The 9,392-nt window shown below is 71.5% G+C and carries 6 protein-coding genes; 3 read left to right on the forward strand and 3 right to left on the reverse strand.

The window, feature by feature from the left end; translation table 11 throughout:
• Positions 1-26: 26 nt before the first annotated feature.
• Positions 27-1,970, reverse strand: a complete 1,944-nt coding sequence (locus ACWD5D_RS08170) for a sigma-70 family RNA polymerase sigma factor (protein WP_451371958.1) — start codon at positions 1,968-1,970, stop codon at positions 27-29.
• A gap of 314 nt (positions 1,971-2,284) precedes the next feature.
• Complete coding sequence (locus tag ACWD5D_RS08175) at positions 2,285-3,079, reverse strand: TetR/AcrR family transcriptional regulator (protein ID WP_451371959.1); 795 nt, start codon at positions 3,077-3,079, stop codon at positions 2,285-2,287.
• A 380-nt stretch (positions 3,080-3,459) separates the two neighbouring features.
• Between ACWD5D_RS08175 and ACWD5D_RS08180 the strand changes: the two genes are divergently transcribed.
• The gene (locus tag ACWD5D_RS08180) at positions 3,460-4,839 is read left to right on the forward strand and encodes an NAD(P)/FAD-dependent oxidoreductase (protein ID WP_451371960.1); all 1,380 of its coding nucleotides are present in this window, start codon (positions 3,460-3,462) and stop codon (positions 4,837-4,839) included.
• 130 nt (positions 4,840-4,969) lie between these two features.
• The gene (locus ACWD5D_RS08185; protein WP_451371961.1) at positions 4,970-6,628 is read left to right on the forward strand and encodes an ATP-binding SpoIIE family protein phosphatase; all 1,659 of its coding nucleotides are present in this window, start codon (positions 4,970-4,972) and stop codon (positions 6,626-6,628) included.
• 188 nt (positions 6,629-6,816) lie between these two features.
• On the opposite strand, the gene ACWD5D_RS08190 is transcribed toward ACWD5D_RS08185, so the two are convergent.
• Complete coding sequence (locus ACWD5D_RS08190; RefSeq protein WP_451371962.1) at positions 6,817-8,106, reverse strand: MFS transporter; 1,290 nt, start codon at positions 8,104-8,106, stop codon at positions 6,817-6,819.
• 111 nt (positions 8,107-8,217) lie between these two features.
• On the opposite strand from ACWD5D_RS08190, the gene ACWD5D_RS08195 reads away from it, so the two are divergent.
• Positions 8,218-8,766 carry a MarR family winged helix-turn-helix transcriptional regulator gene (locus ACWD5D_RS08195; protein ID WP_451371963.1) on the forward strand — a complete coding sequence of 183 codons (549 nt, stop codon included), beginning with the start codon at positions 8,218-8,220 and terminating at the stop codon, positions 8,764-8,766.
• Positions 8,767-9,392: the final 626 nt, after the last annotated feature.

Genomic DNA, 9,392 nt, shown 5'->3' on the forward strand with positions numbered 1-9,392 from the left:
CGGGCCGCCGTGCGGCCGGTCGCCGGCTACTCGCAGGTGAACCGGGAGTCGGCCCAGTCCGCCAGGGTGGTCCGGTCGAGGATCCGGTTGTCCGGTTCCACGACGAGCCGTACGGTCTTGCGCCCGGTCAGGTCCACATGGACGGGTACGGCCGCGTCGCCGCCCTTCACCGCGGCGGACTTCCACAGCCGTACCCCGTCGGCGTAGACGGAGAAGGAGACCTTGCCGAGCCCGAGCGTCATGTCGTCCACGCCCGCCACGGCGTCGTAGGCGGTGCACCGGCGGTTGAGGTCGACGGTGACCGACGACTGCCCGCGGACGGTGACACCGCGCGCGTAGCGCGTGCCGCCGACGGACATGCCGTAGCGCTGCCACACCCAGCTGCTCGCGCCCAGCCGCATCTCGGGCTCGGTGCCGTCGCCGGTGACGTCGTAGCTCAGCTCGTTCATCTCGTAGACGACGGGAGGCGGCGGGGGAGTCGGCGTGGGCGTCGGGGTCGGCGTGGGCCTCGGCTTCGGGGTGGGTGTGGGTGCGGGCGTCGGGGTCGGCTTCGGTTCCGGCCTGGGTGTGGGTGTGGGTGTGGAGGCCGGGGTCGGCTTCGGCGGGGGTGCCGGGCGGTGGGGAGTCAGCACCACGGGCTCCGGCGCGGGATTCCTCGGCGCGGGCTTCTTCGGGGTGGGCTCCGGCGCGGGCGGCTGCTGCTGGATCACGGGCGCGGACGGCGCCGGCTCGGCCACCTCCTTCGCCCGGTGGCCGTCGTTCACCAGGGCCATCGCCACGGCGGCCACCGCGACCGCCACCACACCCGCGGCGATACCGGCCTTGACCGGGGCGGCGAGCCATTCCGAGGCCGCCGCGCCGCCGCTCGCGCCTCCCGAGGAGCCGCTCACCGCGGCCGCCGTACCCGCGGCGCCCGCTCCGGCGCCGCCCGCGATGATGCCGAGTGCCTTGGCGTACCCGGCCGCACCGAACCAACCGATGACCGCGACCGGGACGACACCGGGGATGCCGCTCGCGACCTCTTCGATCTGCGCGGCCGCCAGCCGGCACTTGGCGCACTGCTCCAGATGCTTGCGCAGGCCGCGTTCGGCGCGGATGCGCAGCTTGCGGCGGGCGTAGCCGCCGAGCTGGTCGGAGTAGCGGGCGCACTCCGCGTCGTCGGCGAGGGTGGCGCTGACGTGGGCCTGCAGATAGGCCTGCTTCAGCCCCTCGCGGGCGCGGCTGGCCAGCACCCGGGTGCCGTTGGCGTCAAGACCGAACAGAACGGCCACCTCGCTGGGCGACTCGTCCTCCACCTCGGTGTGCCACAGCACGGCCTGCCAGCGCTCGGGCAGCGAGCGGAAGGCCCGCACGGCCATGGACTGCTCGGCCTCGTGCATGGCGCGTACGTCGGCGCCCAGGTCGAGACCCGCTCCGAAGGAGCCCATGGACGCGGTGTCGTCGGACACCTCGGAGGCGCGTGAGGCCTGCTGCGCGAACTTCGCGAAGTCGTCGACGAGATGCTCACGCCGCGCGGACTTCGTCCAGTGCGCGGCGACGCGCCGCACGGAGGTCAGCAGATAGGCACGCACGGCGTGCTCGGGCCCCGAACCGCCGCGCACCGCCTGGAGCATGCGGGCGAAGACCTCGGCGGTGAGGTCGTCCGCGGTGTGGCCGTCACGGCAGCAGGTACGGGCGTATCGCCGCACCGCTTCGGCATGCCGCCGGTACAACTCCTCGTAGGCGGAGTCGCCGCCGCCGCGCAACCGCTCGATCAGGTCACCGTCGGACGGCGGCAAGTCCCGCGGTGGTGGCAGCGCACTGCCGTCACGCTGTGCCGGGAGGCTCGCCCCGACACCGCGCTCGGTGCCGCCCGCCGTGTTGCCCGGCGCGGCGGCTCGTCTCCCCTGGCTGGGCACCTGGGGCGAGGTCAGCCCCCCGGCGTCCGTGTCACCGCCACCGCGCGACCCGTCCCGTCCGTCAACGCTCATTGCGCAAAGCCCCCGACACCGGCCCAGCCCACTCCGTCACCGGCTCAGGGTGCCACATCGCCATGAACCGGTGGCCCCCTCGACCAGCCCGTCACTCATCCGAGCGCCCGAACCCTCGCCCCTGCCGAACACCACCCGAACAAGACGCCCCGTCCTCATTCCCGAGCCTCCCCCTGCCCCCACGAAACCCCCACACGGCGGCGCCGCTTGTCACCTCGGCGCGAACGAGGGCCGCACGCCGAGCGGGGTGGACGGTCCAGGGCCGGCCGTCCCGGACGGCCGCGGCCGGAGCCGAGGCGGGCCGGCGATCTCGGCTACGCCGGACGGGACCGGAGCCCCTCCAGCAGGATGTCCAGCAGCCGAGTCGAAGCCGCGGCCTGCTGGGCCGCGTCCGGCAGCGACGGAGCCGCCGTGGCGATCACCAGCAGCACATCGGACACCGACACGTCGGTCCGCAACTGGCCCGCGGTCCGGGCCCGTTCCACCAACTGCCCGACCACGTCGAGCAGCGCGGTCGCCCCGTGGTCGTCGGCGACCGCGGCCACGACGGCCCGCTCCTCGGTCACCAGCCGAAGCTCAGCGCTGCCGAGCCCGGCCTGCGACCGCTGCTGAGGCACCCGAGCCTCGTCGGAGCCGCCACCGGTGCCGGCCGGCCCGGCGGAGCCCTCCTCCGCGACCCCGACCCGCAGCACCTGAGGCGGCAGCAACCGCCCCGCCCCCGACGCCACGGACGTCCGCAGGAACCGCGCCAGCGCGGACCACGGCTCGTCCTCCTGCCCGAGCGCGGTCCGCGCCTGCTCGGTCAGCCGCGCGGTCTCCTCCTCGGCGATCCTGCGTACGAGCACGTCCTTGCTCGGGAAGCGCCGGTACACCGTGCCGACACCGACCCGCGCCCGCCGCGCCACGTCCTCCATCGGCGCGCCGTACCCCAGCTCGCCGAACACCTCGCGCGCCGCCCGCAGCACGTGCTCCAGATTGCGCTGTGCGTCCACCCGCAGCGGCGTCGTACGCGCCGCGTCGGCGCGCCCGTTGCCGACCGCGGCGTTCACCGCTTTGCCGCCTGGTGCGATGGCGGCTGCCGATGCCCAATGAGTGTCCTGAACATGCATGTGTTTCCCCCGGTAATGACGTCTCCCCCCGGAGACTCCCCGCCACTGGATCCGGAGTGCGCGGAACCCTCGCGTCGGCCCATGAGAGCGGGACCGCCCGTCCTGGACCCTTTCGACCACATTCCCTACACCCCGTCGACACACGAACATAGTTGAGAGGAAGTCAATTCAGAAGGGGCAGGTTCCGCACAGTGCGCCCCCGATCGGAGTACGGATCTTTTTTGTCCGGGTTCCACTCCTTCGCACCCGCCCGTCCGCCCCCGCTGACCAGCCCGCATTCCCCTTTCCTCGCTCGCACCTCCACCCCCGCGCACACCAGTCCGCCGGTCACACAAATTGACGAGGCTGTGGACAAACAACAGCGCCCGGTGCGTCATGGGATGGTGAAGGAACGCGCGCGCATTCTGGTTGTCGGCGGCGGCTACGTCGGGATGTACACCGCCCTGCGCCTTCAGCGGAAGCTGAAGCGGGAGCTCAGGCGGGGCGAGGTCGACATCACTGTCGTCACCCCCGACCCCTACATGACGTACCAGCCGTTCCTCCCCGAGGCGGCAGCCGGTTCGATCTCCCCCCGTCACGTCGTCGTACCCCTGCGCCGCGTCCTGGACCAGTGCCACGTGGTCGTCGGTGAGGTCACCTCCATCGACCACGCCGTACGCACGGCCGCCGTCACCACGCTCGCCACCGCCGAGGAGGGCAACGCGGCCGAACTCCTCGGCTACGACGAACTCGTCCTCGCCCCCGGCTCGGTCTCCCGCACCCTGCCCGTCCCCGGCCTCGCCGAGTACGGCATCGGCTTCAAGACCGTCGAAGAGGCCATCGGGCTGCGCAACCACGTCATCGAGCAGATGGACATCGCCTCCTCCACCCGCGACCCCGCGATCCGCGACGCCGCCCTCACCTTCGTGTTCGTCGGCGGCGGCTACGCCGGCGTCGAGGCGCTCGGCGAACTGGAGGACATGGCCCGCTACACGGCTCGCTACTACCACAACCTCCGCCCCGAGGACATGAAATGGATCCTCGTGGAGGCCTCCGACCGCATCCTCCCCGAGGTCGGCGCGGAGATGGGCCGCTACACCGTCACCGAGCTGCGCCGCCGCAACATCCAGGTCCTGCTGGGCACCCGCCTGGAATCCTGCGCCGACCGCGTCGCGGTCCTCAGCGACGGCCAGCGCTTCCCGACCCGCACGCTCGTGTGGACGGCCGGCGTCAAACCGCACCCGCTGCTCGCCGCCACCGACCTGCCGCTCACCGAGCGCGGCCGGCTGAAGTGCACCGCCGAGCTGACGATCGACGGCACCGAGCACGCCTGGGCCGCGGGCGACGCCGCCGCCGTCCCCGACGTCACCGCCGCCGAACCCGGCACCGAGACCGCCCCCAACGCCCAGCACGCGGTCCGCCAGGCCAAGGTCCTCGGCGACAACATCGTCCACGCGCTGCGCGGCGAGCCCCTGGAGACGTACGAGCACGCGTACGTCGGCTCCGTCGCCTCCCTCGGCCTGCACAAAGGCGTCGCCCAGGTCTACGGCCGCAAGCTGAAGGGCTACCCTGCCTGGTTCATGCACCGCGTCTACCACCTCAGCAGGGTGCCCACCTTCAACCGAAAGGCCCGCGTGCTGGCGGAATGGACCCTCGCCGGGCTCTTCAAACGGGAGATCGTCTCGCTCGGATCCCTCGAACATCCCCGAGCGGAGTTCGAACTCGCGGCCGGTGGCAAACCTCCCCACGGGCACTCGGACAACCCGAAGGGGTCGTCCTGACCGGAGCGAGGAACTCCCCGACCTTCCCGGGCGTCTGACGGATATCGCCGCGGACCGCCACCTGCCAGACTGCAACACGTCCTCGGACGGGCACCCGCCCGCCCTCAGCACCCACGAGGCTTTCCCCACTGTGAACTTCACGCGCTGGAGCGCCCGGCTCCCCGGAACGCAGCGCCGCGCCGCAGCGCGGACCGAGCAGGCGGTCTCCCCGGACCGGCGGGGGGAAGGCTCCGTACCCGCGGCCCGCGCCGAACGGCCCGCCGACGGGACAACCGCCGTCCCGGCCGTCCCCGCCGTCGACGAGCTGCCCGCACGCGCCGTCCTCGACCGCGTCCCGGCCCTCGTCGCCCTCGTCCACGGCCCCGACCACCGCATCGCCTACGTCAACGACGCCTACACGACGGCCTTCGGCGCCCGCCCCCTGGGCACCCCCGCCCGCGAGACCCTGCCCGAACTCGCCGAACTCGGTCTTCTCCCGCTCCTCGACCAGGTGCTGCGCAGCGGCAAGCCCCGCACCCTGAAGTCCCGCAAGGCCGTCGACGGCCGCTCCTACACCTTCACCTGCACCCCCGTCGCCGAGGACGGCGACGGCGGCGACGGCGCGGTCCTCGTCTTCGCCACCGACGTCACCGACCACGCCGAGGCCGCCGAACGGCTGCGCGCCAGCGAGCGCCGCCAGCGCGAGACGGCCGTGACCCTCCAGCGCTCCCTCCTCCCGCAGGAACTGGAGCAGCCCGACGACCTGCGCATCGCCGCCACCTACCAGCCGGGCGGCACGGAAGCGGCGGTCGGCGGCGACTGGTACGACGTCATCACCCTGGGCGGCGGCCGTACGGCACTCGTCATCGGCGACGTGATGGGACGAGGCGTCCGGGCCGCCGCGGTGATGGGCCAGCTCCGCACGGCGGTCCGCGCCTACGCCCGCCTCGACCTGCCCCCGCACGAGGTCCTGCAACTCCTCGACGGCCTCGCCACCGAGATCGACGCCAACCAGATCGCCACCTGCGTCTACGCCGTCCACGACCCCAACGAGGGCCGCCTGGTCTACGCATCCGCCGGCCATCTGCCGATCCTGGTCCGCGACGAGAACGGCACCGTCCTGCGCGCCGACGAACCCACCGGCCCGCCGCTCGGCACCGGCGGCTGGATCCACGCCTCCGGCTCCATCCCGCTCGGCCCCGGCTCCACGGCCGTCCTCTACACGGACGGCCTGGTCGAACGGCGCGACGAGGACCTGGACGAGGGAATCGCCTCCCTGGAGCGTGCCCTGTCCGGCGCGACCGGCACCCCCCAGGTCGTCTGCGACCGCCTGGTCCGCTCCGCCGGCGTCACCGCCGACCACGACGACGACGTCGCCGTCCTCGTCCTCCAGCACCCCGCGCGCACGGGCCCCGAGGGCGACCTCTTCCGCAACGCGGCACTGGACCTCCTCGGCGGGGTGGAGGCCGCGCCGCGCGCCCGTGCGTTCGCCTCCGGCGTCCTGGCCAGTTGGCGCTTCCCACCCGATCTGCACGACACGGGTGTCCTCGCCACCAGCGAACTCGTCGCCAACTCGCTCCAGCACGGCACCCCGCCCATGCGGTTGCGGCTCCGCCGCACCGACCGCCGCCTGATCATCGAGGTGACCGACGGCGACGACCACCTCCCCCGCCGCCGGCGCGCCGAACCCGGCGACGAGTCGGGCCGGGGCATCGCCATCGTCGCGACGATCGCCTCCTCCTGGGGCTCCCGGAGAACACCGGACGGGGGTAAGGCGGTGTGGTGCGAGTTCCTCTTGCCCAGGGGGTGACCTAGGGGGTGAGGGGGCGCAGCCGGGGAGTGTCGTCGGGGAGCGTGGTCGGCGTGCGGGTGCGCTTCCGGGTGCGGGTGAGTGGTGGCTGGTCGCGCGGTTCCCCGCGCCCCTAGGGGGTTGCGCCGCCGCGGGCTGTGCAAGCGGCGGCGCCTGTGCCGACCCAGGGGCGCGGGGAACCGGATGCCTTACGCCTCAGTGGGGACGGGCTCCGCAGCTGCGGTGCCCCGGGCGACCACCCGGCTCTTCGTGGCGGCCCACGGCTGGTCCTGAGCGACGGTGAGCCGGCGACCCAGCCGCAGCGCCAGCACCGTGATCCCCAGCGAGAACAGCAGGAAGGTCACAATGTAGGGCGCGTGGAAGGACGCTCCCAGAGGACCGCCCACCGCCGGGCCGATGGCCAGCGCCAACTGCTTGACCAGGGCGAAAGCCGAGTTGTACTGCCCGGCCATCCCCTCCGGCGCCAGGTCGGCCACCAGCGGAGCGACCGTCGGCGACAACATCGCCTCGCCGAGTCCGAACAGCGCGTACGTCGACACGAACGCGGCCGTCGCCATCTCCTGGCTCCCGTGCCCGAGCCCCGCGTACCCCGCCGCGAGCCAGGCCACCGCCCAGATGAGCCCCACACCCGCGATCACCCGGGACCGCCGACGCCGCTCGACGAACTTCAGCACCGCGAACTGCGCGACGACGATCATCAACGTGTTCGCCGCCAGCGCCGTACCGAGCGCGGACGTGGAAATTCCGGCGGCCTCGACGCCGTAGGCGCTCAGCCCCGACTCGAACTGCCCGTAACAGGCGAAGAACAGCACGAAGCCCAGCACAGACAGCTGCACCATCGCCCGGTTCCCCAGCAGCTGCTTCCAGCCGCCCTTGGCCGAACCGCCCGGCGCGTCCGCGATCCGCGGCGAGTGCGGCATCCGCACCGTCGCCATCACGCCGACCAGCAGCAGGAACATCGCCGCCTCGATCGCGAACAGCAGGGTGAAGGAGGAGACCCGCGTCGTGTCGACCAGGTGGCCGCCGATGAGCCCGCCGACGCCGAGGCCCAGGTTCTGCAGGAAGAACTGCATCGCGAAGGCCCGCGACCGCGTCTCCGCCGTCGAGCAGTCCACGATCATCGTCGCCAGCGCGGGCTGCATCACGGCCTGCCCCGCCCCGAGCGCCGCGGCGGACGCCAGCACCGCGGCGGCGTTGCCCGCCAGCCCCAGACTCAGCGCACCCGCCGCTGCCGTGACCAGGGCGGTGAGCAGGACCGGCCGCGGGCCGCGTCGCACGATCGCCCTGCCGGCGAACGGCAGAACGATCAGCGCGGCCACGGCGAAGACGGCGAGCACGAGTCCCGCCGTCATGGCTCCCAGCCCCCGCACCTGCGCCACATAGACGTACAGGTAGGGGACCGTGAAACCGAGCCCGAACGCGCTGAGTGCATTGCCCACGTGGATCCGGCGCATCGCTGCGCCCATCGCCCTGGTCACGTTCACCTCTCTCAACTAGTTAGGAGTGAAGACTTCGAAGCTAAAGTTCAATGTTGAAGAGTACACCTCGAAGGACTTCAAAGCAAAGGAGCCGCGTGCGATACTGCGGCCATGGCCGACACCCCCGGCGTCACCGAGCCGACGCTCGAAGAACAGATCGCCGCCTACCAGCGCGAGTTCCATGACCTCGACCCCCAGGTCGAGAAGATCGTGTCGGCGCTGTCACGCCTGAACCGCCGTATGAACGTCGCCTACGGCCGCCAGACCTCCGCCCTCGGCATCAGCAACGCCGAGTGGGAGGTCCTCAAGGCGCTGGTCCTCTCGGGCGCCCCGTACCGCATGGGCCCCAGCGACCTCGCCAAGCGACTCGGCCTCACGCCGGCCGCGATGACCCACCGGATCGACCGCATGGTCGCCGAAGGACTCGTCACCCGTGAGCGCGACGAGTCCAACCGCGTCCGGGTCATCGTCGAGCTGACTCCCGAAGGGCGCGAGAAGTGGCTGGAGGCGATGCGTCTGGCGACCGTCTTCGAGGAGGACCTGCTCCAGGACCTCACCCCCGCGGAGCGCGCGGTCCTCGACGAGGTCCTGACCAGGCTGCTGCGCCGCGTGGAGCACGCCCAGCCCGACGCGGGCGGCCGGCTCACCGACCTGGACTGAGGCCCGGAAAAAATCTTGACAGGGGCGGTTGACACACCCCCGCCCGATCCGTACAGTTCTCCGGGTTGCCACAGAGCCGTAACGCTTCTGCGGCAGCAACTCCGCCGCTTCGAGCGGCACTCACACCATCAGCACGATCTCCTCTTGGGATTGATTTCGGCATGCCCGAATTCAATTCGAATAGGGACCCGGTGACCCGATTGGGAATCGCCGGAGAGATCCGCTAAGGTTTGAGACGTCGGAACGGCCCAACAGCCGCGAAGACAACCCCCTCTGACTGGGAATCAGACGCCGCGAGGATCTGATAGAGTCGGAAACGCCGGAAAGGGAAACGCGAGAGCGAAAACCTGGAAAGCACCGAGGAAATCGGATCGAGAAAAGATCTGATAGAGTCGGAAACGCAAGACCGAAGGGAAGCGCCCGGAGGAAAGCCCGAGAGGGCGAGTACAAAGGAAGCGACCGTTCCTTGAGAACTCAACAGCGTGCCAAAAATCAACGCCAGATATGTTGATACCCCGTCCGTCGGAACATTCCGATGGTCGAGGTTCCTTTGAAATAACACAGCGAGGACGCTGTGTGCGGGAGGATCATTCCTCCTCTCGCACCGCTCTCGTGGTGTTCATCCC

The organism is Streptomyces sp. NPDC002520, from assembly GCF_053595235.1.

Excerpts from the sequence above, each read along its gene's own strand:
- ACWD5D_RS08170 (WP_451371958.1), bottom strand. The coding sequence starts at position 1,970 with ATGAGCGTTGACGGACGGGACGGGTCGCGCGGTGGCGGTGACACGGAC.
- ACWD5D_RS08175 (WP_451371959.1), bottom strand. The coding sequence starts at position 3,079 with ATGCATGTTCAGGACACTCATTGGGCATCGGCAGCCGCCATCGCACCA.
- ACWD5D_RS08180 (WP_451371960.1), top strand. The coding sequence starts at position 3,460 with ATGGTGAAGGAACGCGCGCGCATTCTGGTTGTCGGCGGCGGCTACGTC.
- ACWD5D_RS08195 (WP_451371963.1), top strand. The coding sequence starts at position 8,218 with ATGGCCGACACCCCCGGCGTCACCGAGCCGACGCTCGAAGAACAGATC.